This window comes from Kineococcus mangrovi (assembly GCF_041320705.1).
GTDB classification, from domain to species: Bacteria; Actinomycetota; Actinomycetes; order Actinomycetales; family Kineococcaceae; genus Kineococcus; species Kineococcus mangrovi.
Genome location: NZ_JBGGTQ010000005.1, coordinates 142,773 through 165,227, shown reverse-complemented (window position 1 = coordinate 165,227; position 22,455 = coordinate 142,773). Strand labels below are relative to the sequence as shown.

The following is a 22,455-nucleotide window of genomic DNA, read 5'->3' as shown; positions in this document are numbered from 1 at the left end:
AGGCACCGCCCGGACGCCTCACCCGGCGAGCGCGGTGGCCACGGCGTCCGCCGAACGGCGGGCCGCGTCGCGCAGCGCCGCGGTCGAGGGCCCCGCGGTCAGCACCTCCCGGGAGCTGGCGGCCAGCACGAGCCGGCGGGCGTCGCCGAACACCCGGCGCAGGTCGTGCGCGGTCGCGCCCTGGGCCCCCACCCCGGGGGCGAGCAGGGGCCCGTTGACGGCGTCGAGGTCGATGCCGAGATCGGTGACCGCGGACCCCACCGTCGCTCCCACGACGAGCCCGACGTCCCCGTGCGGGGCCGCGCCGGCGTTCTCGACGGCCGCGGCCTCGGCCACCGCGCGGGCGACCGACCGACCGTCGGCGCCCACGGCGTGCTGGACCGCGGCGCCCTCGGGGTTCGACGTCAGCGCGAGGACGAACACACCCCGCCCGTGCCGGGCGGCGAGGTCGAGCAGCGGCCGCAGCGACCCGAACCCCAGGTAGGGCGAGACGGTCACGGCGTCCCCGGCCAGCGGGGAGTCGCCGACGAACGCGTCCGCGTACCCGGCCATCGTCGAGCCGATGTCGCCGCGCTTGGCGTCGACGATCGTCAGCAGCCCCGCGGCCCGGGCGTCGGCGACGACCCGTTCGAGGGCCGCGACCCCGCGGGAGCCGTGCCGCTCGAAGAACGCCGCCTGCGGCTTCACGGCCGCGACGTGCCCGGCGAGGGCCTCCACGACGGTCCGGCCGAACCGCTCGACCCCGGCCGCGTCGTCGGGCAACCCCCACGCCGCGAGCAGCGGGGTGTGCGGGTCGATCCCCGCGCACAGCGGACCGTGCGCGGTGACCGCCGCGGCGAGCCGGGCGCCGAACCTCACGCCCGGAACCCGTCCCAGGCCGCCTCCAGGCGGGCGGTGTGCTCCTGCAGGGACGCCACCCGCAGGCCCTGGCCACCGCGCTCGGCGTCCAGGGCGGCCTCGATGGCCTGCACGGCCGCCGACAGCTCCTGGATCGTCGTGATGATGGGCGAACCGACCGACGTCGCGGCGGCCCGGATCTCGTACCCGTCCGCGCGGGCCTGGTTGCCCGACGGCGTGTTGACGACCATCGCGACCTCCCCGGCGGCGATGCGGCCCACGATCGTCGGCTCGCCGTCCTCGCTGGTGCCCTCGGAGTGCTTGCGCACCACCGTGGAGGTGATGCCGTTGCGCCGCAGCACCTGCGCGGTGCCCTCGGTGGCCACCAGGGTGAACCCGAGGTCGGCGAGCCGCTTGATCGGGAAGATCATGGCGCGCTTGTCGCGGTCGGCGACGGAGATGAACGCGGTCCCCCCCGTGGGCAGCCCGCCGTAGGCGGCGGTCTGGGACTTGCCGAACGCCGTCGGGAAGTCGACGTCGATGCCCATGACCTCACCGGTCGAGCGCATCTCCGGCCCCAGCAGGGAGTCGACGACCACGCCCTCGGCCGTCCGGAACCGCGCGAAGGGCAGCACGGCCTCCTTCACCGAGACCGGCGAGTCGGCGGGCAGCAGCCCGCCGTCACCGCGGGCGGGCAGCAGCCCCTCGGTGCGCAGGTCCCGGATCGGGGTGCCGGCCATGAGCCGGGCCGCGGCCTTGGCCAGCGGCACGCCCGTCGCCTTGGACACGAACGGCACGGTCCGCGAGGCCCGCGGGTTCGCCTCCAGGACGTAGAGGATGTCGGCGGCCAGGGCGAACTGGACGTTCAGCAGCCCGCGCACCCCCACCCCGCGGGCGATGGCCTCGGTGGCCGTCCGCACGCGCTCGAGCTCGGAGGCGCCGAGGGTGGCCGGCGGGATGACGCACGCGGAGTCCCCGGAGTGGATGCCGGCCTCCTCGATGTGCTCCATGATCCCGCCGAGGTACATCTCCTCGCCGTCGAACAAGGCGTCGACGTCGATCTCGATGCCGTTGTCCAGGAACCGGTCCACGAGCACCGGCCGTTCGGGCGAGACCTCGGTGGCCGTCGCCATGTACTGCTCCAGCGACGCCTCGTCGTAGACGATCTGCATGCCGCGGCCGCCGAGGACGTAGCTCGGGCGGACCAGCACGGGGTACCCGATCTCGGCCGCGATCGCCGTGGCCTGCGGGAAGCTCGACGCCGTGCCGTGCTTGGGCGCGACGAGCCCGGCCTTCTCCAGCACCCGGCCGAACGCCCCGCGCTCCTCGGCCAGGTCGATCGCGGCGGGCGAGGTGCCGATGATCGGGACCCCGGCCTCCTCCAGGCGCGCGGCGAGCCCCAGGGGGGTCTGCCCGCCGAGCTGGACGACGACACCGGCGACGGGGCCGCAGCGCATCTCGGCGTGCACGACCTCCAGGACGTCCTCGAGCGTGAGCGGCTCGAAGTACAGCCGGTCGGAGGTGTCGTAGTCGGTCGAGACCGTCTCGGGGTTGCAGTTGACCATGACGGTCTCGTAACCGGCGTCGGACAGCGCGAAGCTGGCGTGGACGCAGGAGTAGTCGAACTCCACGCCCTGCCCGATGCGGTTGGGCCCCGAGCCGAGGATGACGACGGCCGGCTTCTCGCGCGGGCGCGTCTCGTCCTCGGTGTCGTAGGAGGAGTAGTGGTACGGCGTGCTCGCGGCGAACTCCGCCGCGCAGGTGTCGACCGTCTTGTAGACCGGGCGGATGCCCAGGGCGTGCCGGACGCCGCGGACGACGTCTTCCGGCAGGTGCCGCAGCTCACCGATCTGGGCGTCGGAGAACCCGTGGCGCTTGGCGTGGCGCAGCAGTTCCGGGGTCAGCTCCTCGCTCTCGCGGACCTCCACGGCGATCTCGTCGAGCAGGAACAGCTGGTCCAGGAACCAGGGGTCGATGCGGGTGGACTCGAACAGCTCGGCCGGCGTGGCCCCGGCGCGGATGGCCTGCACGACCAGGCCGATGCGCTCGTCGGTCGGCTGCGCGGCGCGGCGCAACAGGTCGGCGCGGTCGCCGACCGGGCCGGCCCAGCTGAACGTGGCGCCGCGCTTCTCGGTGCTGCGCAACGCTTTCTGCAGCGCCTCGGTGAAGTTGCGGCCCAGGGCCATGGCCTCCCCGACGCTCTTCATCGTCGTGGTGAGCGTGGGGTCGGCCGCCGGGAACTTCTCGAAGGCGAACCGCGGGACCTTCACGACGACGTAGTCCAGCGTCGGCTCGAAGCTCGCCGGGGTCACCGAGGTGATGTCGTTGGGGATCTCGTCGAGGGTGTACCCCACGGCCAGGCGCGCGGCGATCTTGGCGATGGGGAACCCCGTCGCCTTCGACGCCAGCGCCGAGGAGCGCGAGACGCGCGGGTTCATCTCAATGACGATGATGCGGCCGTCGACCGGGTTCACCGCGAACTGGATGTTGCAGCCGCCGGTGTCGACGCCGACCTCGCGGATGACGGCGATGCCGATGTCGCGCATCCGCTGGTACTCGCGGTCGGTGAGCGTCATCGCGGGGGCGACGGTGATCGAGTCCCCGGTGTGCACGCCCATGGGGTCGAAGTTCTCGATCGAGCAGACGACCACGACGTTGTCGGCGCGGTCGCGCATGAGCTCGAGCTCGTACTCCTTCCAGCCCAGGATCGACTCCTCCAGGAGCACCTCGGTGACCGGGGAGTGGTGCAGGCCCTGCCCGGCGATGCGGCGCAGGTCGGTCTCGTCGTAGGCGAACCCGGACCCGAGACCGCCCATCGTGAAGCTCGGGCGCACCACGACGGGGTACCCGAGGTCACCGGCCGCCGTGAGGACCTCGTCCATGGAGTGGCACAGGTGCGAGCGCGCCGACTCGGCGCCGCAGCGCTCGACGACCCCCTTGAACAGCAGCCGGTCCTCACCGAGCTTGATGGCGTCGACGTCGGCGCCGATGAGCTCGGCGCCGTACTTCTCCAGGACGCCGTTCTCGTACAGGGCGATCGCCGTGTTGAGGGCGGTCTGCCCGCCGAGGGTCGCCAGGACCGCGTCGGGGCGCTCCTTGGCGATGATGGCCTCGACCGTGGCCGGGGTGATGGGTTCGACGTAGGTCGCGTCGGCCATCTCCGGGTCGGTCATGATCGTCGCCGGGTTGGAGTTCACGAGGATCACGCGCAGGCCCTCGGCCCTCAGCACGCGGCAGGCCTGGGTGCCGGAGTAGTCGAACTCGGCGGCCTGGCCGATGACGATCGGGCCGGACCCGATGACGAGGACCGAGGAGAGGTCGGAACGGCGGGGCATCAGGCGTCCTTCTCAACGGTCGGCTCGGTCGTGTCGGTCTCGCCCTGGTCGTCGACGAGCTGCGCGGCGGGAGTGCCGGTCATGAGGTCGACGAACCGGTCGAACAGGTAGGAGGCGTCGTGCGGGCCGGCCGCGGCCTCGGGGTGGTACTGGACGGAGAACGCCGGCGCGTCGAGGCAGCGCAACCCCTCCACGACCCCGTCGTTGAGCCCGACGTGGCTGACCTCGGCGCGGCCGTAGGGGGTGTCGCGCACCTCCCCCGCGGTGCCCTCGACGGCGAACCCGTGGTTGTGCGCGGTGACCTCGACCTTGCGGGTGGCCAGGTCCATGACCGGCTGGTTGATGCCGCGGTGGCCGTACTTGAGCTTGTACGTGCCGAACCCGAGCGCGCGACCGAGCAGCTGGTTGCCGTAGCAGATCCCGAAGAAGGGGATCCGCTGCTCCAGCACGCCTTGCAGCACCTCGATCTCGTGCGTGGCCGCGGCCGGGTCGCCGGGGCCGTTGGAGAAGAACACGCCGTCGGGGGCGCCGCCGCCCGGGCCGGAGCTCAGGACCTGCTCCAGCGTCGCGGTCGAGGGCACGACGGTGACCTCCACCCCGCGCTCGGCGAGCCGGTGCGGCGTCATCGACTTGATGCCCAGGTCGACCGCGGTGACGGAGAACCTGCGCTCCCCCACCGCGGGGACGACGTAGGGCTCGTCGGTGCTGACGAGGGAGGCGAGGTCGGTGCCCACCATGGCGGGGGCGTTCTGGACCTGCTCGAGCAGGTCGGCGGCCGGGCGGGCGGCGGCCTCGCCGGAGAACACGCCGACCTTCATCGCGCCGCGCTCGCGCAGGTGCCGGGTCAGGGCGCGGGTGTCCACGCCGGAGATCCCCACGACGCCCTGCGCGTCGAGCTCGTCGGCCAGCGAGCGCCGCGAGCGCCAGTTCGACGGCACGCGGGCGGGGTCGCGCACGACGTACCCGGCGACCCAGATGCGGGCCGACTCCTGGTCCTCGTCGTTGTAGCCGGTGTTCCCGACGTGCGGGGCCGTCATGACGACGACCTGGCGGTGGTAGCTGGGGTCGGTCAGCGTCTCCTGGTAGCCGGTCATGCCGGTGGAGAACACGGCCTCGCCGACGGTGGTGCCGACGCGGCCGTAGGCCTCGCCGGTGAACGTGCGCCCGTCCTCCAGGACGAGCACGGCCGGGGTGCGGGTCGTGGTCGTCACCGGGCACCTCCCGATCCGTCCGTGGGCTTCTGCTGGTCCTTCGTGCGCACGAGTTCCTCCACCTGCTCCGCGAACCTGGCGCCCTCGGCGGGGTGCCGCGGTTTGATCCCTGTGTCCACGACGCGCTCGCCCAGCTTCCAGCGCAGCACGACGAGACCCTTCTCCCGTCCCATCCACTTGCCGACCATCCCCGGCCCGTGCCCCACGCCGACGATGTCGGCGGTCGGGACCACGAAGGACCGGGCGCCCTGCCGCAGCAGGCCCACGCCCTCGGCGACGAACCCCACCGAGACCGCGCTACGCGTCCCCAGCCCGTGCGCCGCGATGCGGTCGAGGGCGTTCTCGGCGTCCGTCGTGGAGACGTAGACCCCGTCGACGGCGTCGCGCAGGCCCTTCCAGTCCCGGCTGCCCAGGGGGCGGGGGAACTCCTTCTTCTGCCGCAGCGCCCGGCTCCGGTAGCCCATGAACATCATGCGCCACAGCAGGAGCAGGGCGAGGACCAGCAGGATGACCGCGACCCACTTCACGGCGTCACCAGCTCGGAGTCGAGGACGGTGGGCCGCCCGTGCAGGAACGTCGCGACGACCTTCCCGGGCAGCTCCGTTCCGCGGAACGGGGAGTTCCGCCCGGCCGTGGCCATCGCCGCCGGGTCGACCGTCCACCGCGCGGCGGTGTCGACGAGCACGAGGTTGGCCGGGTTGCCCACCTCCAGCGGCAGGCCGTGCCCGGCGAGGCGGCCGATGCGGGCCGGGGCGCTGGACATCCGGTCCACGAGCGTGTCCCAGCCCATGAGGCCGGTGTCGACCATCGCGTGCTGGACGACGGACAGCGCCGTCTCCAGCCCGGTCATGCCCATCGCGGCGGCCGACCACTCGCAGTCCTTGGCCTCGACCGGGTGCGGGGCGTGGTCGGTGGCGACGACGTCGATCGTCCCGTCGGCCAGGCCCTCGCGGACGGCCTCGACGTCGGCCTGGGTGCGCAGCGGCGGGTTCACCTTGTAGACCGGGTCGTAGCCGCGGACCAGCTCGTCGGTGAGGAGCAGGTGGTGCGGGGTGACCTCCGCGGTCACCTGGACCCCGCGCTGCTTGGCCCAGCGGACGATCTCGACGGACCCGCGGGTCGAGAGGTGGCACACGTGCAGGCGCGAGCCGACGTGGTCGGCGAGCAGGACGTCGCGGGCGATGACCGCCTCCTCGGCGACCGAGGGCCACCCGCGCAGACCGAGGACGGCCGAGACGACGCCCTCGTTCATCTGCGCGCCCTCGGTGAGCCGCGGCTCCTGGGCGTGCTGGGCGATGACGCCGTCGAAGGCCTTGACGTACTCCAGCGCCCGCCGCATGAGGACCGCGTCGGAGACGCAGTGCCCGTCGTCGGAGAAGACGCGGACGGCGGCGCGGGAGTCGGCCATGGCCCCGAGCTCGGCGAGCTGCTGCCCGGCCAGGCCCACGGTGACGGCTCCGACGGGGCGCACGTCGACCCAGCCGGCCTCCTCCCCGAGCCGCTGGACCTGCTCCACGACGCCGGCGGTGTCGGCGACGGGGAGGGTGTTGGCCATGGCGAAGACGGAGGTGTACCCGCCGCGGGCGGCGCTGCGGGTGCCGGACTCGACGGTCTCGGCGTCCTCGCGGCCCGGTTCGCGCAGGTGGGTGTGCAGGTCGACCAGACCGGGCAGGGCCCGCAGCCCGCTGGCGTCGAGGACGGTCGCGGCCTCCGCGGACAGCCCCGGTCCGACGGCGGCCACGACCCCGTCGGCGAGCAGGAGGTCGGTCTGCCCGCTCCCGAGCGTGACGTTCTGGATCAGGGTCTTCACGCGTCCCCTCCCGGGAGCTCGCCGGCCAGCAGCAGGTAGAGCACGGCCATCCGCACGGCGACGCCGTTGCCGACCTGCTCGACGATCGTGGAGCGCACCGAGTCGGCGGCCTCCGCGGAGATCTCCAGGCCGCGGTTCATCGGGCCGGGGTGCATGACGATCGTGTCGTCCGGCAGCACGCCGAGCCGCTCGCGCCCCAGGCCGTACCGGCGGCTGTACTCGCGCGCGGAGGGGAAGAACGAACCCTTCGAGGCGTCCATCCGCTCGGCCTGCACGCGCAGCATCATGACCGCGTCCGGTTCGCCCTGCAGCAGCGTCGCGTCCAGGTCGTGCGACGTCGCGCACGGCCAGGTCTCGACCCCGACCGGCAGCAGGGTCGGCGGCGCCACGAGCGTGACGTGCGCGCCGAGGGTGTGCAGGAGCAGGACGTTCGAGCGCGCGACGCGCGAGTGCAGCACGTCGCCGACGACGACGACGTTCGCGCCCGCGAGGTCACCGCGGCCGCCGCGCAGGTGGCGGCGCATCGTGTACGCGTCGAGCAGGGCCTGGGTGGGGTGCTCGTGCGTGCCGTCGCCGGCGTTGACGACGGCCCCGCGCGTCCAGCCGGCGTGGGCGAGGCGGTGCGGCGCGCCGGAGGAGCCGTGCCGGACGACGACGGCGTCGGCGCCCATGGCCTCCAGGGTCAGCGCGGTGTCCTTCAGGCTCTCGCCCTTGGAGACGCTGGAGCCCTTGGCCGAGAAGTTGATGACGTCGGCGCTGAGGCGCTTGGCGGCCGCCTCGAAGGACGTGCGCGTGCGGGTGGAGTCCTCGAAGAAGAGGTTGACGACCGTGCGCCCGCGCAGGGTGGGCAGCTTCTTGATCTCCCGCCGCTGGGTGGCGGCCATCTCCTCGGCGACGTCCAGGACGCGCACGGCGGCGTCGCGGTCCAGGTCGGCCGCGGACAGCAGGTGCCGCATCACTCGCCCCCGCCCGTGGTCCCGCCGGTGATGAGGACGGCGTCGCGGCCGTCGAGCTCGGTGAGCTGGACGCTGACCCGCTCCGCCGCCGAGGTCGGCAGGTTCTTGCCGACGTGGTCGGCCCGGATGGGCAGCTCGCGGTGCCCGCGGTCGACGAGGACGGCGAGCCGGACGGCACGCGGGCGGCCGAGGTCGTTGATCGCGTCGAGGGCGGACCGGATGGTGCGCCCGGAGCACAGGACGTCGTCGACGAGGACCACGACCTTGTCGTCGACGCCCCCGGCCGGCAGCTCCGTCGGCAGCAGCGCGCGGGTCGGGTGCCGGCGCAGGTCGTCGCGGTACATGGTGACGTCGAGCGAGCCCGTCGGGACGGTCGTCCCCTCGACCTCGGCGAGCCGGGCCGCGAGCCGGCGGGCCAGCGGCACTCCCCTCGTCGGGATGCCGAGCAGGACGAGGTCGTCCGGGCCCTTGTTGGTCTCCAGCAGCTCGTGCGCGATGCGCGTCACGGCGCGGGCGATGTCCGGGGCCTCGAGGAGCACCCGGGAGTCCTGCCGTTCAGGGACAGCGTTCACTGCTGACCTCCTTCCCCGCCTCACGGGACGGATCCTTAAAGGACGTCTTCACCGGGCCCGCACGGAGCCTGGGCGTGCCGCGGTGGTCACGCCCGACCCTACAGGAGCAGGCTGGTCCCCCCGCCCGGGGGCACGGTGCCGACCGACGGTGGCCGCCGCGTGTCGTTGTGAGATCAAACGCTCACACGGAGTAACGGTTTCGGTGCCGAGAGAGTGGTGATACCCCGGAAACGGTGTGCGAAACGGCAGGTCAGCTTGACGAAGACGTTCACGCTCCGTGACGATTCTCGTATGGCATCGGACTACTCCCGCGCACTCGGATCGCGCCTTCGCGCCATCCGTACCCAACAGGGGCTGTCCCTGCACGGCGTCGAAGAGAAGTCCGAGGGACGGTGGAAGGCCGTCGTCGTGGGCTCCTACGAACGCGGCGACCGTGCGGTGACCGTCCAGCGACTGGCTGAACTGGCGGACTTCTACGGGGTCCCCGTCTCCGCCCTGCTCCCCGAAGGCGCCCCGCAGGGCAGCTCCGAGCCGCCGCCGCGGCTCGTGCTGGACCTCGAGCGCCTCCAGGAGGTGCCCGCCGAGAAGGCCGGCCCCCTGGACCGCTACGCGAAGACCATCCAGTCCCAGCGCGGCGACTACAACGGCCGGGTCCTGTCGATCCGCGCCGACGACCTGCGCACCCTCGCCGTCATCTACGACGTCCCCGCGACGACGCTGTGCGACGAGTTCATCGCCTGGGGCGTGCTGAACGCCGACGCCCGCCGCGCCGTCGAGCACGGCTGACCCTCCGGACGCCCCACCGGCCCGGCCCCTCGCGGGGGCCGGGCCGTTCTGCGTCCCGGGGCTCCGTCGCCGGGGAGGGCTCGTTGCCTCCCCCAGGACACCCGGTGAGCTCGTTGCCTCCCCCAGGACACCCGGTGAGCTCGTTGCCTCCCCCAGGACACCCGGTGAGCTCGTTGCCTCCCCCAGGACGATGATCGGCCCCGAGGAGGCAACGAGGCGTTGCCGCACACGTCACCGAGGTCTCCACAGGCCGTAGTGAACGGGGCCCTGTCCACAGCACATCTCATCCGCGGCGCACCTCGCTCCGCAGCCGCGCACCCTGCACGCCATGCCCCGACGACGATCCTTCGACCCGGCCGATGTCGACGCCCTGATGCGGCGCGGTGACGGCATCGCCACGCACGCCGAGCTCATCGCTGCGGGGATGCCCCGGCGGACCATCACCCGCTGGGCCCACGCGGGCCCGTGGCGGAGCGTCCTGCCCGGGGTGGTCGCCAGTCACCGGGGACCACTGGGGCGAGCGCAGTCGCGCCGGGCTGCCCTGGCCTACGCGGGGGACGGTGCCGCCCTCAGCGGGGTCCACGCCCTGGACCTGCTGGGCATCGCGGGGAACCGTCTCGCCGTCGACGACCAGGTCCTCGTCCTGATCCCGTGGACACGGAAACGGCTCTCCTCGGGGTTCGTGACGATCGAACGGACCCAGCGCGAACCCCGGGTCGCCCGACGGCGCGGCCTGCCCGTGGTCGGCCCGGCCCGGGCCGCCGCCGACGCTGCACGGCACGGAGCCGATCTCGACCGGATCCGCGAGATCTTCGGAGCCACCCTCCACCAGCGGCGCTGCACCCTGCGGGAGTTGCGGGACGAGGTGTTCGCCGGCCCGACCCAGCGCAGCGCGAAGGCACGGCAGGCTCTCGCGGAGGTGTCCGCGGGCGTGCGCAGCTCAGCGGAGGCCGAGGCGCGCGCGGTGATCAGCAGATCCGCTCTGCCGCAGCCGCTGTGGAACGAAGACGTCGTCATCGCCGGCGAGGTGGTCGGCGAGGCCGACGCCTGGTGGCCCAGGCACCGGGTGGCGCTCGAGGTCGACGGGATCCGGTGGCACTCCACACCCGCAGACCTGCGCCGGACGCAGGCGAAGCAACGACGCTACGCCGCGGCGGGCGTCCTGCTGGTGTCGATCGCCCCGGCCGACGTCACGGCCGACCCGGCGGGCTTTCTGAACCAGCTCGGAGCGACGCTGCGCGCCGCGGAGGAACGAGCCAGCTGACGCCTCGTTGCCTCCCGGGGGCCGATGATCGGCCTCCGGGAGGCAACGAGGCCTCAGGTGACCCCCGGGAGGCAACGAGGTCGCGCGACGTCAGGCGGAGAGCGTCTCCTTGAGCTCCGCGATCCGTGCGAGCAGCCCGTTGACGAACTTCGGCGACTCGTCGGTCGACAGCTCCTGCGCGATCTCGACGGCCTCGCTGACCGCGACGTGGTCGGGGACGTCGGAGGCGTGCAGGATCTCCCACACGCCCAGGCGCAGCAACGCACGGTCGACGGCCGGCATGCGGTCCAGGGTCCAGCCCATCGAGTACGTCGACAGGACCTCGTCGATGCGGGCCTGCTGCGCGACGACCCCCTCGACGAGGGTGACGGCGTACTCACCGACGGGCGGGTCGGCCCGCTGGATCTTGTCCCGCAGGACGTCTAGGGGGGCGAGGCGGCGCTGGTCGGCCTCGAAGAGGACCTCCAGCGCGCGCTTGCGCGCCTTGCGGCGAGCGGCCATCAGTCGTTGACGCGGCCGAGGTAGTCGCCCGTGCGGGTGTCGACCTTGACCTTCGTGCCGGTCTCGAGGAACAGCGGGACCTGGATCTCGTACCCGGTCTGGACGGTGGCGGGCTTGGTGCCGCCGGTGGAGCGGTCACCCTGCAGACCGGGCTCGGTGTACGTGATCTCCAGGACGACGGACGTCGGGAGCTCGACGTAGAGGGGGGTACCGTCGTGCGTCGCGACGATCGCCTCGGTGCTCTCGAGCATGTAGTTGGCCGCGTCACCGACGGTCGCCGCGCTGACGTGCAGCTGGTCGTAGGTGGCGGAGTCCATGAAGACGAAGTCCTCGCCGTCCTTGTACAGGTACTGCATGTCGCGCTTGTCGACCGTCGCGGTGTCGACCTTGCTGCCCGCGTTGAAGGTGCGGTCGACGACCTTGCCGGACAGGACGTTCTTCAGCTTCGTGCGGACGAAGGCACCGCCCTTGCCGGGCTTCACGTGCTGGAACTCGACCACCGACCAGAGGTTGCCGTCGAGGTTCAGCACGGTGCCGTTCTTCAGGTCGTTCGTCGATGCCACGTCGTCTCTCAGTCCGTCTCTCGTCTTCACTCCCGCCGCCCGGGTCCGGGCGGCGGGTGGGCCTGTGGCATCTTACCGAGGCCGCGCGACCACCCCGGCGCACCGGCGTGGCGACCGGGCGGGGTGGCCGTCACCGTCAGCGCGCCGCGCGCGCCCGGTCGTTGCGCCGGACGGAGGAGCCGCCCGCGCACACGGGTGGACCCGCGCGCAGCGGCTCAGCGCACGCGCCGGTGCGCCCGATCACTGGTGGACACGCTCGTGAGCCGTCCGAGGAGAGGGGGTCGCCCGTGAGCCGTCCGAGGAGAGGGGGTCGCCCGTGAGCCGTCAGGCAGCGCCGGACACGGCCGCCCCCACCCCACGGGGACGGGGCCGTCGGACGACGGTCCTGGCCGCGGGGGTCGCGGCCGCTCTCGCACTGGCCGTCGCCGTCACCCTGCTCCTCGACGGTCGCCGGTCCAGCGCCGAGCGGGACCTGCACGAGGACCTCCAGCGCGTGGCGACGGCGCAGGTGGCCTGGAAGGACGACCACGGGACCTACTCGGCCTCGCTGCTCGACCTCCGGGTCTCGGCGCGCACGGACGTCGCCATCGTCAGCGCGGGTCCGGACACGTTCTGCGCCGGCGCCTACGACGAGCCGACGCGGACCGCGCTGTTCTTCTCCCCCACCCGGGGGTTCGGCTCCACCGCCTGCCGCTGACGCCCGGTGCTCCACGAGGGTGAGTCCCCTCCACCCCCGGTCCGCGGGCGCCGATGACCCGGGTGAGCCCCGAGGAGGACACCGTGACCGAACCCTGCACCGACGCCGGCCCGACGCCGCTGCCCGATCCGGCACGTCCGACCCGGCCGCGGCACCGGGCAGAGGTTCCCGAACCCGACGAACCCCTCGCCGGCGACGCGCAGCGGACGGGAGCACCCGCACCGCCTCCCCCGGTTCCCGTTCCCCGGCCGGCCGTGGTCCCCCCGCCGGCGGGAGACTTCTACGGACCGGCGAACCCGTCGCGGCCGACCTTCAACCCCGGCAACGCCTCACCGTTCCAGGTGCCCCGCACCGAAGCGGTCCCGCACCGCGCGGGCCGGCACCCGGTGAAGACGGTGACGACGTGGGCCGCCGTCCTGGTGGCTCTGGCCATCGGCGGGAAGTACGGCTACCCGGTGCTGATGGAGCAAGTGCAGCGCAAGGAGATCGCCGCCGTCACCGCCGACCTGGAGGAGGTCAGCGCCGCGCAGACCTCGTACGAGCGGTTCTACGGCACGTACGCCACGACGGTCGACGCGCTCGGGACGACGAGCACGGTCAGCCGGGTCTCGGTCGTGGCGGCCACCAGCGGCGGGTACTGCCTGCGGGGGGTGTCCGTCGCCGGTGGTGTCGTGCGGTACGCCTCACCCGCGCAGGGCGTCAGCGAGACCCCCTGCGGGTGAGGTGAGCCCTCACTCGGCGCTGATCTCCGCGTAGGCCGCCTGCAGCATCGCCGGGTCCGGGCCCTCCAGCCGAGACGGTCGTCCGATCCCGTCGAGGACGACGAAGCGCAGCAGGGACCCGCGGGTCTTCTTGTCCCGCTTCATCGCGTCCAGCAGCTGCGGCCACCGGTCACCCCGGTAGGTCGTCGGCAGGCCGAGCGAGCGCAGGACGTCGCGGTGCCGGTCGGCGTCCGCGTCCGACAACCGGCCCGCCATGCGCGCCAGCTCGGCGACGTAGCAGAGGCCGACGCTGACGGCCGCCCCGTGCCGCCACTGGTAGCGCTCGACCAGTTCGACCGCGTGGGCGAAGGTGTGGCCGTAGTTGAGGATCTCCCGCAGGTCGGACTCCTTGAGGTCCTCGGCGACCACGCGCGCCTTGACCCGCACCGCGCGCTCGACGAGCTCGGCCAGCACCGGCGAGCGCGGGTCGGTGGCCGCGGCGACGTCCGCCTCCACGAGCTCGAGGATCCGCGGGTCGGCGATGAACCCGCACTTCACGACCTCGGCGAGGCCCGCGCGCAGGTCGTGCGGCGGCAGGGTGTCGAGGGCGTCGAGGTCGCACAGGACACCGGCCGGCGGGTGGAAGGAGCCGACGAGGTTCTTGCCCTCGGCGGTGTTGATGCCCGTCTTGCCCCCCACCGCGGCGTCGACCATCGCCAGCAACGTCGTGGGGACCTGAACGACCCGGACGCCGCGCAACCACGTCGCCGCGACGAACCCCGCGAGGTCGGTCACCGCTCCCCCACCGACGCCGACGACGGCGTCGCTGCGGGTGAAGTCCGACTGCCCCAGGACGGTCCAACAGAACGCGGCGACCTCCGCTGACTTGGCCTCCTCCCCGTCGGGCACCTCGGCCAGCACGGCCTCCAGCCCCTGGGCGACGAGGTCGTCGCGCACGGCCTCGCCCGTCGAGCGCAGCGCCCGCGGGTGCACGACGAGCACCTTGGCGACCTTCGAGCCGAGCAGGCCGCGCAGCTCCCCCAGCAGGCCGCGGCCGATGAGGACGTCGTAGGGCGCCTCGCCCTCGACGGTGATGCGTGCGGTGTCGGTCGTGGTCATCGGTCCTCCGCGAGGTCGTCGGGCGCACCGGCCGGTGCGTCGTGGATGTGGGGTAGCGCGGCCAGCACCTCGTCCGCGACGGGCCGGGCCGCGCGGCCGTCGGTGTCGACCTCGACGTCCGCCAGGGCGTAGAAGACCGCCCGGCGCGCCGCGTGCAGCTCGGCCAGGTCCGGGCGCTGCAGCACGGGCCGGTTGCCGTCACCGGCGGTCCGGCACCGGGCCTGCTCGAGGGAGACGTCGAGGTGGACGACGGTGTGGTCCCGCAGCACCGCCCGCGTGGCCTCCCGGCCGCACGCGCCACCGCCCAGGGACACCACGGCCTCGGGGCCGGACAGGACGTCGGCGACGACGGCCTGCTCGACGTCGCGGAACGCGCTCTCGCCCTCGGTCTTGAAGATCCGCGGGATGGACCGGCGCTCGCGGTCCTCGATCACGTGGTCGGTGTCGACGAACGGCAGGCCGAGTCGACCGGCGAGGAGGCGGCCCACGGTCGTCTTGCCCGCGCCCATGAAGCCGACGATGACAATCACGGACGAGCTCCTGGGGGACGGGTGCGGCGGGCCGTCCGATCCTAGGGGCGGGGACGACGAAGGCCCGCACCCCGGGTGGGGCGCGGGCCCGGTGTGACCTCTCCCTCCTACCGCGCGTCGACGCCACCGACCACGAGAGGCAGCAGGCCAACCCGGCCGCGACCTCACAGACGCAGGCCCTTGAGAGCGTACTTGGTGAGGATCTTCTGCGTCTCCTTCAACCCCGCCTTGGTGATGGCCTGCTTGGCCGCCGCGGCGTAGCGGTTGTAGTTGTTGATCGCGTTGATCTCCTGGGTGTCCGTGATGTCGGAGCGCTGCGACAGTTCGTAGTTGCAGTTCGCGAGCCCGGTCAGGTCGATGGCCCGGGCGACATCGTCCTTGCCCGCCTTCAGCGCGTAGTTGTACGCAGTGCCGTAGGAGTTCAAGCAGGTGCGGAAGGCGGTAGCGGCAGGAGATGCGGCCTGCGCCGTACCTGCCCCCACGATGACGGAGGCGGAGAGGACCGCCGCCCCGATGATACTCGTGGTGACCCGGCTTCGTGTGATCATGGAAATTCCTATCGCGAGTTGTTGTGGCCTGGAACGGCTCACAGCAGCATGCTCGACCTCCTCCAGGTTCCGAGGCGCCTGGGGCGGGTTCACCCGGACAGCCGAGGGCTGGGGAGCGGATTCCCTACCTTCGACGGGCTGCCCGACGTCCGTCTGCGTCTCGGCGAGTCCACCCGACGAAGACGCACTCGATTCCCGTCGTCCCGTGGAAGCGCTCGCGAGGTGGTGACAGCGGAGCTCTGCCGACAGTCTTCGGCCGCGGCTGATGAGAGCTCGGGCAATCCCCCGTGATGACCCCCTGTCCGGCACCAGGCAGCGCGACCACCAACCCCGTCGATGACCGTCGATGCCGCCGTCGTGGACCGGCCCCGGCACCAGCGGCGCCGGTCACAGATCCGGCAGCAGCATCGCGCTCCGGGCACCGGCCAGCACGGTGAGCTGCTGCACCAGCCACCGCCCGGTAGGAGTCTCAGCACACGGCTGGGCGTAGTCCTCCAGGAACTGCACCGACAACATCCGCAGCTTGCCGCCCGCGGTGGTCGTCTCGATCAGCATCGCCGCCTCCTGCCCGTCGTACAGGTACTGGTGCTCCCCCCGGTCCAGCCGCGGAGCACCCCCCTGGTGGGTCTGACACACGAACCCCAACGCCGTCAGCGCCGCGTGCAACCCCCGGGTCGGCAACGGCTGCCAGTTCTCCGGGTAGTCGGGATCGTCGTCATCCTCGTCACCGCCATCACCGTCGTCACCGTCGTCGTCGTCTCCCCGGGTGTCCGAAGCGTCGCGGCCGCCTCGTCCGGGGTTCCTCGGCCCGTAGTACACCTCGTCCTCGGTGCCCGCGTCGTCCTCCTCCTCGGCCAGGGCCTGCGGGGGGATGCCCAGCGTCATCGCGTCCGCGGAACGCAGCTCGTGCGGGACCGGCGGCGCATCCTCGGCCCCGGCCGGTCGCGGGTGCGGACGCTCCCCAGCGGCCAGGACCTCCCCACCCCCGGGCACGAACGGCGGGTACGGACGCGCAGGCGTCACCCGCCCCGGCTCGGGAAGGAACTCCACCACCGGCGGCACATCCACCACCGGGCCGACGACCTCCTGCAGCTGGGTGCGCACAAACTCCAGCAGGTAGCCGTCGCTGCGAGTTCCCAACGGCCACCCTCCGAGGACCACCGCATCCATGGCCGAGCCTAACGAGAACAGCAGGGGACGATTGTCGGTGCTTAGGACCGGGCGGTGCCGCAGACCATCACGCCGGCCCCGCTTGAGCACCTCCCACCGGGCCGCGGGCAGCACCCGCTGCACGACCAGGCTGACGTACGCCTCCAGCGCCTCAGCGACGTAGTAGCGGAGGAACTCGTCGTATCCGTCCGGCTTCCCGTCATCCAGCCAGATGAAGTCCCGGACGGTGTTGGGCACCCCGGGGGTGCCGGCGTCCAGGAACCGCACGCACCAGGACCACAACGGCACCAAGCTGGCCAAGGTGCCATCCAGCTCCTGGCGCGGGCCGCCGGTGTCGCGCACCCAGGTCGCCAGCTCCTGCAGCAGCAGCGGGTGCTGCCCGATCCGCCGTTGTAGAAACCGCTCGGCATCGGCCGCCGACAACTCGTACGTCTCTATCCAGCCCATAGTTCAGCTCTCATCATCCTGGACATCATTGGACATCGTGGAGGCGACCCGGCTGCGCCGACTGCGGCTGCTGGACCGTTGACAGCAGTGTGGGATCTGACAGCAGTGCGGGATCCGGACCGACGGTTCTGTCGGCGTCACCGTGGAACCGGAGGGAACAGTTGAAGCGAGCTCTGCCTGCCGCAGGCGACGAACGTGGTGCGAGCCCCTCCTGCGGGTCGAGGCGCCGCGCAGCAGCTGGGCCGGTTCGACCAGACGCCCCGGACAGCAACAGGGCCCGCACCCCGACGTGGTGCGGGCCCTGCTGCACAGACGGCAGCACCGGCGCTTCCATTGCCCCTCGCCGGTCCAGCCTGCGGCCACCCTTTCCTCGCGACCGTGCGTCCGGCACCGTCGTCGATGGCCCGCACGCCCTCCGACACGGGAGTTGCGACTTCGAGTGCCGGCACCTCAGCGCAGGGCCGCGTCCCCGAGGACGACGTTGTTGTCCGTGCTCACCTGCACCGTCCGGTCCGACGAGGTCGTCACGACCTTCAGGTTCTGGACACCCGAGACGTCGACGTCCAGCACCGCCGGCGAACCTGCGGCCACCGCGACGGAGGCGAGCTGCTTCTCGTCGCCGTAGACGGCGACCGTCGATCGCAGCCCCGACTGGTTGGTGTCACCCAGTCCCACCGTGGCGGTGAAGCGGGAGTACCTCCCGGTGAGGCCCCACGTGCGGTACTCAGAGTTACGGGGGTCGGTGTCGTAGGAGATCGACCGCGGGTAGAACACACCGTCGATGGTGGCGTGGTCGGACAGGAAACGGGCGTTGCCCGTCGGTGCCGCCAGCTCGTCCAGGTAGGTCTTCGGCCCGGCTTCGCAGGACGTCCGCTTGCGGGCGTCCTCGGACAGGACCGTGGGGCCCCCCACCGCGTCGAGCGAGACGACGCCCAGCGCCTCGATCTCCAGGTTGACCACCTGGGGAACGCACGTGGCCGGGGTCAGCAGGAGCGGGGCACCACGACGACCGGCGTAGGCACCCGCGGTCACGCCGTCGGCCCAGCTGGCACCGGAGACGAGCACCGCGCGCTGGGTGTCGCCGGGCGTGAAGAACGCCTTCGCGACCTCCACGGCGGTGGCGTAGCGGTCGGCACCGGCCAGGCGCTGGAAGGTCGCGGCGGGCGCGAGCTGGGCCAGGCTGTCGTAGACGGCCCGCGGGACGGCGGCCTCGGAACCGAGGACCGTGACACGGCCCGGCTTGAGCGCCGTCAGGGCTGCGGCGGTCTGCTCGGGAACTCCGTCCGGACGGACCAGCAGCACCGGGGCGTCGGTCTTCGCCCCGGCCGCAGCGCCCGACAGCGCATCGGCGTAGTTCGTGCCGGTCACTACGATGACATGGTCCGCACCTTGGGGGTGAGCCCAGGTCGCGAGCTCGGCCGCCGTGCCGTACCGGTCCGCGCCGGCGACCCGGTGCAGGTGCGCGCGGGTGTTCTGCTGCAGCCACGTCCACACGTCGGCGCTGAGGGCGGTCTCGCTGCCCATGACCACGATGTTGCGGTAGTACCCCAGGCGCTGACGGATCTCCGGGGTGACCTGCCCCCGCGGCGACAGGTAGACGTTCGCGCCCAGCGAGCCGGCCACCGCCCCCGCGGCCAGACCGTCGGGGAAGTCCTCGCCGGTGACGAGGAACGCCGTGTCGAAAGCGCCGTCCTCCAGCACCAGCGAGGTGAGGTAGCGGTCCGCACCGTACGTCTGGTGAGCACGGATCGGGGTCGCCTGGGCAGGAAGGACAGCCACGGCGACGGACGCGGCGGCCAGCGCGGTCGCCACGACGGCGCGGGTCGCGCGCCGGTGGGTGGGGTGGGACATCTGGAGCCTCCAGGCTGCCGGTCGTGGGAGGAGCGACGAGGCCGGAGCCTCAGAAACTGACACCGTCGGTCTCACCGGCGCCGCCGGCGCCGTAGTAGGAGACCCCGCTGCCGTCCTTGAACACCACGGCTTCGGTGGGGAGGGTGACTCCGGCCAGCAGGGGTTTCTCCAACGTGAAGGGGGTCCCCTCGATCGCGTCACCGACCTTCACCTTCAGGGAGGGCCTGCGATCAACCTGGACGAAGTACACGGAGTCGTTGAGCAGGCCGACGACGCGCACGGTGCCCGTCGTCTTCCCGAGCGCAGCGGCCGGGACGTCCTGCCCGGAGGGGACGAGCCAGCCCTGCGGGACCCCTCGGTCGGAGGAGATCCACGCCGACCCGCCGACGTCGCCTCGGAAGGTGATGGCGGCGGGGTAGAGCTTCTGGCCGTCGAGGAGCGTCGTGGTGTAACCGCCGTGACCACTGGTGGTCGCGACGACGAAGTTGCCGGTCTTCCCCTCGGCGGGGACGCCGGTGTAGGTGTACGCGGCGACCTCCCAGCCCGGGGCGGTGGACGCGGAGGGGGCGGTGCTGACGGGAGAGGTGGTGGGCAGCGGGGTAGCGCTCGACGACGGGCTCCCCGTGGGTGTCCCGCTGGTCGACGCCGACGGCTTCACCGTGGCAGCACCAGTACCGGTCGAGGCCACAGAACCCGAGGAGGTGAGCGACCCGGTGCCCCCGGCGGTCTGCGCGGTGGGGTTCCCGGTGACGACGGCGTCGACGGTGTCGGGGGCGTCCTCGACGGTCAGCCCGGAGCTGCTGACCCCGTCACGCGGCGCCACCGTGGGCGCGAAGATGTCCCGGCCGGCGACGCTGAACGCGGAGTTCGTCGCGGTTCCGGACGGCGCGCTCGTGACGGCGGGGAGCGGCACTGTGCCGACGGTGACCGCAGCAGCCCCGCTGGGGGCCGTTCCCAGCCAGGCGAAACCGAGCGCTCCGCCACCGATGACGGCAATCCCGGCCAGGGCGGCGAGGGCGGTGCGCAGCGTCCTGGGATCGAGGTGCCGGGCACCTCCCGCTGCGTCGGGAGCGCCGTCGACCACCGCGGTGGGCTCTTCGGAGGGGTTCGGGGAACTCATGGCGTCGTCCCTCAGTTCGTCGGGGCCGAGTCGCCGGCGACCGGCGTCTGAGCGTTGGAGGTGACAGTGGTCGAGGCGCCGTCACCGACGGGTGCGGCGCTGGCAGCGGTGTCGGGCAGGACGAAGACCTTCCCGCCGATCGTGCTCGTCACCGAGGAGGTCGCCCCGGACGCGCCGGCGTTCTGGTCGGTGGACAGCGCGACCGTGTCGAGCAGGAAGTACCGCTTCATGTCGGCCTGCGCTTGCTTCACGAACAGTTCGGTCTGTGCGAAGGTCCCCGAGACGGTCAGCGTGAGGGGGATGGCCGACAGGCCACCGGGGGTCGCTGCGGGGGCCACAGCTGTGCTGGCATCGGCGCCGGTGGGCGAGTAGGGGGCGATGGCCCCGGGCTGGATCGCGGTGATGGTGACCCCCGTGGCACCCGCGAACGACTCCAAGGTGCGCAGCAGAGCGGGCACATCGGCGGCCGACGGGAACTGGGACCGGATCTCTGCGAGGGCTGCCCTCTCCTGCGGCAGCGTGGCGAACTGCGCCTTGAGGAGTTCCGTCTGCTGGGCGATCTGCTCGTTCTGCGCCTGTGCGGCCGAGGTGTCGGTGGCGAGGTCCGCGGCCTCGGCCCGCTTGGGACCGATGACCAGGAACCAGGTGGCCACGAGGACCAGGAGGGACAGCACAGCGGCCCCGGCGGCCCAGGTCTTGCTCTTCGAGATGCTCATGGGAACTCTCCTCCGGGTCCGCTCAGGAGCCGTGCGCGAGGGCGGCCGGCGTCAGGGCACCGGACAGCGTGAACGTGATGACCCCGGACTCGTCCCGGGCGGTGCTGGCGAGAGTCGTGCCGTCGATGCCGTCGAGGGCGTCGAGGGACTCCATGAACGACGCCACCTGGCTCTCGCTCTTCGTGACCCCGACGACGTCGACGGTCCCGGGCGAATCGGAGGTCGCCACGCCGGCGGTCGCCGCGGCGGTCCCGGCCTCGCCCGCGGTGACGGTGAAGGTCAAGGTGGTGAGGGACAGGTCAGCCGGCGCGGTGGCCGCCACCTGGTCCATCAGGCTGTAGAGCTTCACGTCGTGGGCCTGCGCCTGGTCGCGGGCGGACTCCACGAGCGCCACCTCCGCCAGCACCGCCGGCACCTCGGCGTACTCGGCCTGCTCCTGCTGGAGGGCCGGGGTCCGGGCCCGCTCGGCGGCCAGTGCGTCCTGCGCGGCGTCGACGTGTCCCTGGGTGACCAGGGCCGCGGCGGCGGCTGCGACGGCGACCGCCACGACACCGCACCCCAGGCCCACCTGCAGCTTCCGCAGGGCGCGTGCCTGTCCGATCTCGGGCGGCAGGAGGTCGACGCGCGCCGTGTCGTGGCGGGTAGCCACCGCCTCGAGGGTCTGGAAACTCATGAGATCGCTCCGAGCGCGAGGCCGACCGGGACGGCGGCGAGAGTCTGGATGCTGGCGAGCTGGGACTCGTCGAGCCCGGTGTTCCCCACGTGCAGGGGAGCGATCGCGTCGCCCCACACGACAGGCACGCGACTGGCGGCCTGGAGGCGCTCGGCGATCCCCTCGAGCAGGGAGCCGCCACCGGTGAGGACGAGGCGTTCGATGCGGAACTGCGGGTTGGCGGCGCCGTAGTAGTCGAGGGACGAACGGATCTCGTCGACGAACACCTCGACCATCAGGTCGACGGCGGACCGCGCGAGGTCCTGCTCCGCGTCCGAGACGTCCTCGGTCCGCCGCTTGACGGCTTCGGCGACGTTCCCGGGCAGGCCGAGGCGCTCGGCGATGGCGTCGGTCACGTCCTGGCCCCCGGAGAGGAGGACGCGCACGAACCGGGGGGCGCCGGCCGAGTGGACGACGAGGTTGCTCACCCGGGCGCCGATGTCGACGAGCGCCTCGGTGGCGACGTCACCGTGCACCTGACCGACGGCGCGGAGGACGGCGAAGGACGTGAGGTCGACCGACCTCGCTCGCAGACCTGCTGCGCGCACGGCGTCGACATTGGCCATCACCATGTCACGGGCAGCAGCGACCAGCAGCCCCCGCAGCTTCCGGCCGCCGTCCTCCTGGAGTTCGGTGACCGGGTGGAAGTCCAGGATGCAGTCGGCGACAGGCATGGGCAGGTAGTCCTGGACCTGCAGCGGCAAGGCCGCCTTCAACTCCTTGGCCGGCAACCACGGGAGGTCGACCTGACGCACCACGACGCGCTGGTTCGCCACCCCCAGGGCGACGTCCTTGCCCTTGAAACCGCTAGCCTTCCACAAGGTGCGCAGAGCGTCGGCCACGACAGCGCGGTCGACGACTTCTCCGTCACGCACGGCACCCTCGGGCAGGGCGACCTGGCCGAACTTCTCGAGCGTGATGCCGTTCTTGCCGTAGGACAGCTCGGCGGCGCGAACACCCGACGTCCCGATGTCCAGGCCGATGGCGTTGCGTCCAGGCACGTCGCCCC

Annotated in this window: 22 protein-coding genes; 4 read left to right on the top strand and 18 right to left on the bottom strand. The window is 72.5% G+C overall.

Translation table 11 applies throughout. The annotated features are described in order from the left end of the window. Positions 1 to 18: 18 nt before the first annotated feature. The 7 genes from pyrF to pyrR are packed head-to-tail and all read right to left on the bottom strand — an operon-like array spanning position 19 to position 8,721. Entirely contained in the window at positions 19 to 858 is an 840-nt protein-coding gene (gene pyrF / locus AB2L28_RS12110; RefSeq protein ID WP_370719119.1) for an orotidine-5'-phosphate decarboxylase, read from the bottom strand. Continuing rightward, the gene (gene carB, locus AB2L28_RS12105; RefSeq protein ID WP_370719117.1) at positions 855 to 4,172 is read right to left on the bottom strand and encodes a carbamoyl-phosphate synthase large subunit; all 3,318 of its coding nucleotides are present in this window, start codon (positions 4,170 to 4,172) and stop codon (positions 855 to 857) included. Before carB ends, pyrF begins: the two co-directional genes overlap by 4 nt. Then, positions 4,172 to 5,383, bottom strand: coding sequence for a glutamine-hydrolyzing carbamoyl-phosphate synthase small subunit (gene carA / locus AB2L28_RS12100; RefSeq protein WP_370719115.1), 1,212 nt, complete (start codon positions 5,381 to 5,383; stop codon positions 4,172 to 4,174). Before carA ends, carB begins: the two co-directional genes overlap by 1 nt. Then, positions 5,380 to 5,910: a PH-like domain-containing protein gene (locus tag AB2L28_RS12095; protein ID WP_370719114.1), complete on the bottom strand. Its 531-nt coding sequence runs from the start codon at positions 5,908 to 5,910 to the stop codon at positions 5,380 to 5,382. The genes carA and AB2L28_RS12095 overlap by 4 nt, the downstream gene beginning before the upstream one ends. Next, positions 5,907 to 7,193, bottom strand: a complete 1,287-nt coding sequence (locus AB2L28_RS12090; protein WP_370719112.1) for a dihydroorotase — start codon at positions 7,191 to 7,193, stop codon at positions 5,907 to 5,909. Before AB2L28_RS12090 ends, AB2L28_RS12095 begins: the two co-directional genes overlap by 4 nt. Continuing rightward, positions 7,190 to 8,149, bottom strand: a complete 960-nt coding sequence (locus AB2L28_RS12085; protein WP_370719110.1) for an aspartate carbamoyltransferase catalytic subunit — start codon at positions 8,147 to 8,149, stop codon at positions 7,190 to 7,192. The genes AB2L28_RS12090 and AB2L28_RS12085 overlap by 4 nt, the downstream gene beginning before the upstream one ends. Then, the gene (gene pyrR / locus AB2L28_RS12080) at positions 8,149 to 8,721 is read right to left on the bottom strand and encodes a bifunctional pyr operon transcriptional regulator/uracil phosphoribosyltransferase PyrR (RefSeq protein WP_370719108.1); all 573 of its coding nucleotides are present in this window, start codon (positions 8,719 to 8,721) and stop codon (positions 8,149 to 8,151) included. The genes AB2L28_RS12085 and pyrR overlap by 1 nt, the downstream gene beginning before the upstream one ends. Before the next feature lie 291 nt (positions 8,722 to 9,012). Here pyrR and bldD point away from each other — a divergent pair, with 291 nt between their 5' ends. Next, complete coding sequence (bldD, locus tag AB2L28_RS12075) at positions 9,013 to 9,507, top strand: transcriptional regulator BldD (protein WP_106206055.1); 495 nt, start codon at positions 9,013 to 9,015, stop codon at positions 9,505 to 9,507. Positions 9,508 to 9,835: 328 nt separating this feature from the next. Then, positions 9,836 to 10,771: a hypothetical protein gene (locus AB2L28_RS12070; RefSeq protein WP_370719106.1), complete on the top strand. Its 936-nt coding sequence runs from the start codon at positions 9,836 to 9,838 to the stop codon at positions 10,769 to 10,771. A gap of 90 nt (positions 10,772 to 10,861) precedes the next feature. Here the strand turns inward: AB2L28_RS12070 and nusB are convergent, their stop codons facing one another. Then, positions 10,862 to 11,272 (bottom strand): transcription antitermination factor NusB, encoded by a 411-nt coding sequence (gene nusB / locus AB2L28_RS12065; RefSeq protein ID WP_370719104.1) that lies wholly within the window; start codon positions 11,270 to 11,272, stop codon positions 10,862 to 10,864. Beyond that, positions 11,272 to 11,835, bottom strand: a complete 564-nt coding sequence (gene efp, locus AB2L28_RS12060) for an elongation factor P (RefSeq protein WP_370719102.1) — start codon at positions 11,833 to 11,835, stop codon at positions 11,272 to 11,274. Before efp ends, nusB begins: the two co-directional genes overlap by 1 nt. 316 nt (positions 11,836 to 12,151) lie before the next feature. Between efp and AB2L28_RS12055 the strand changes: the two genes are divergently transcribed. Both AB2L28_RS12055 and AB2L28_RS12050 read left to right on the top strand, forming a co-directional pair. Continuing rightward, the gene (locus tag AB2L28_RS12055; protein WP_370719101.1) at positions 12,152 to 12,532 is read left to right on the top strand and encodes a hypothetical protein; all 381 of its coding nucleotides are present in this window, start codon (positions 12,152 to 12,154) and stop codon (positions 12,530 to 12,532) included. Between the two features lie 341 nt (positions 12,533 to 12,873). Next, entirely contained in the window at positions 12,874 to 13,254 is a 381-nt protein-coding gene (locus AB2L28_RS12050; protein WP_370719099.1) for a hypothetical protein, read from the top strand. Positions 13,255 to 13,263: 9 nt separating this feature from the next. On the opposite strand, the gene aroB is transcribed toward AB2L28_RS12050, so the two are convergent. The 9 genes from aroB to pilM form a co-directional block, all read right to left on the bottom strand. Then, complete coding sequence (aroB, locus tag AB2L28_RS12045; RefSeq protein ID WP_370719097.1) at positions 13,264 to 14,352, bottom strand: 3-dehydroquinate synthase; 1,089 nt, start codon at positions 14,350 to 14,352, stop codon at positions 13,264 to 13,266. Continuing rightward, on the bottom strand, positions 14,349 to 14,882 hold the full coding sequence (locus AB2L28_RS12040) for a shikimate kinase (RefSeq protein WP_370719095.1): 534 nt from the start codon (positions 14,880 to 14,882) through the stop codon (positions 14,349 to 14,351). Before AB2L28_RS12040 ends, aroB begins: the two co-directional genes overlap by 4 nt. Positions 14,883 to 15,046: 164 nt before the next feature. Continuing rightward, entirely contained in the window at positions 15,047 to 15,430 is a 384-nt protein-coding gene (locus AB2L28_RS12035; protein ID WP_370719094.1) for a hypothetical protein, read from the bottom strand. Between the two features lie 387 nt (positions 15,431 to 15,817). Beyond that, complete coding sequence (locus AB2L28_RS12030; protein WP_370719092.1) at positions 15,818 to 17,047, bottom strand: hypothetical protein; 1,230 nt, start codon at positions 17,045 to 17,047, stop codon at positions 15,818 to 15,820. A 450-nt stretch (positions 17,048 to 17,497) separates the two neighbouring features. Beyond that, on the bottom strand, positions 17,498 to 18,898 hold the full coding sequence (locus AB2L28_RS12025) for a cell wall-binding repeat-containing protein (RefSeq protein WP_370719090.1): 1,401 nt from the start codon (positions 18,896 to 18,898) through the stop codon (positions 17,498 to 17,500). A gap of 49 nt (positions 18,899 to 18,947) precedes the next feature. Next, positions 18,948 to 20,018: a hypothetical protein gene (locus AB2L28_RS12020; protein ID WP_370719088.1), complete on the bottom strand. Its 1,071-nt coding sequence runs from the start codon at positions 20,016 to 20,018 to the stop codon at positions 18,948 to 18,950. Positions 20,019 to 20,029: 11 nt separating this feature from the next. After that, positions 20,030 to 20,734 (bottom strand): hypothetical protein, encoded by a 705-nt coding sequence (locus AB2L28_RS12015; RefSeq protein WP_370719086.1) that lies wholly within the window; start codon positions 20,732 to 20,734, stop codon positions 20,030 to 20,032. Positions 20,735 to 20,756: 22 nt separating this feature from the next. After that, a complete protein-coding gene (locus AB2L28_RS12010; protein WP_370719084.1) occupies positions 20,757 to 21,407 on the bottom strand; it encodes a PilN domain-containing protein in 651 nt (216 codons plus the stop codon). Further along, positions 21,404 to 22,447 carry a type IV pilus assembly protein PilM gene (pilM, locus tag AB2L28_RS12005; protein WP_370719083.1) on the bottom strand — a complete coding sequence of 348 codons (1,044 nt, stop codon included), beginning with the start codon at positions 22,445 to 22,447 and terminating at the stop codon, positions 21,404 to 21,406. The genes AB2L28_RS12010 and pilM overlap by 4 nt, the downstream gene beginning before the upstream one ends. Between the last annotated feature and the right edge of the window lie 8 nt (positions 22,448 to 22,455).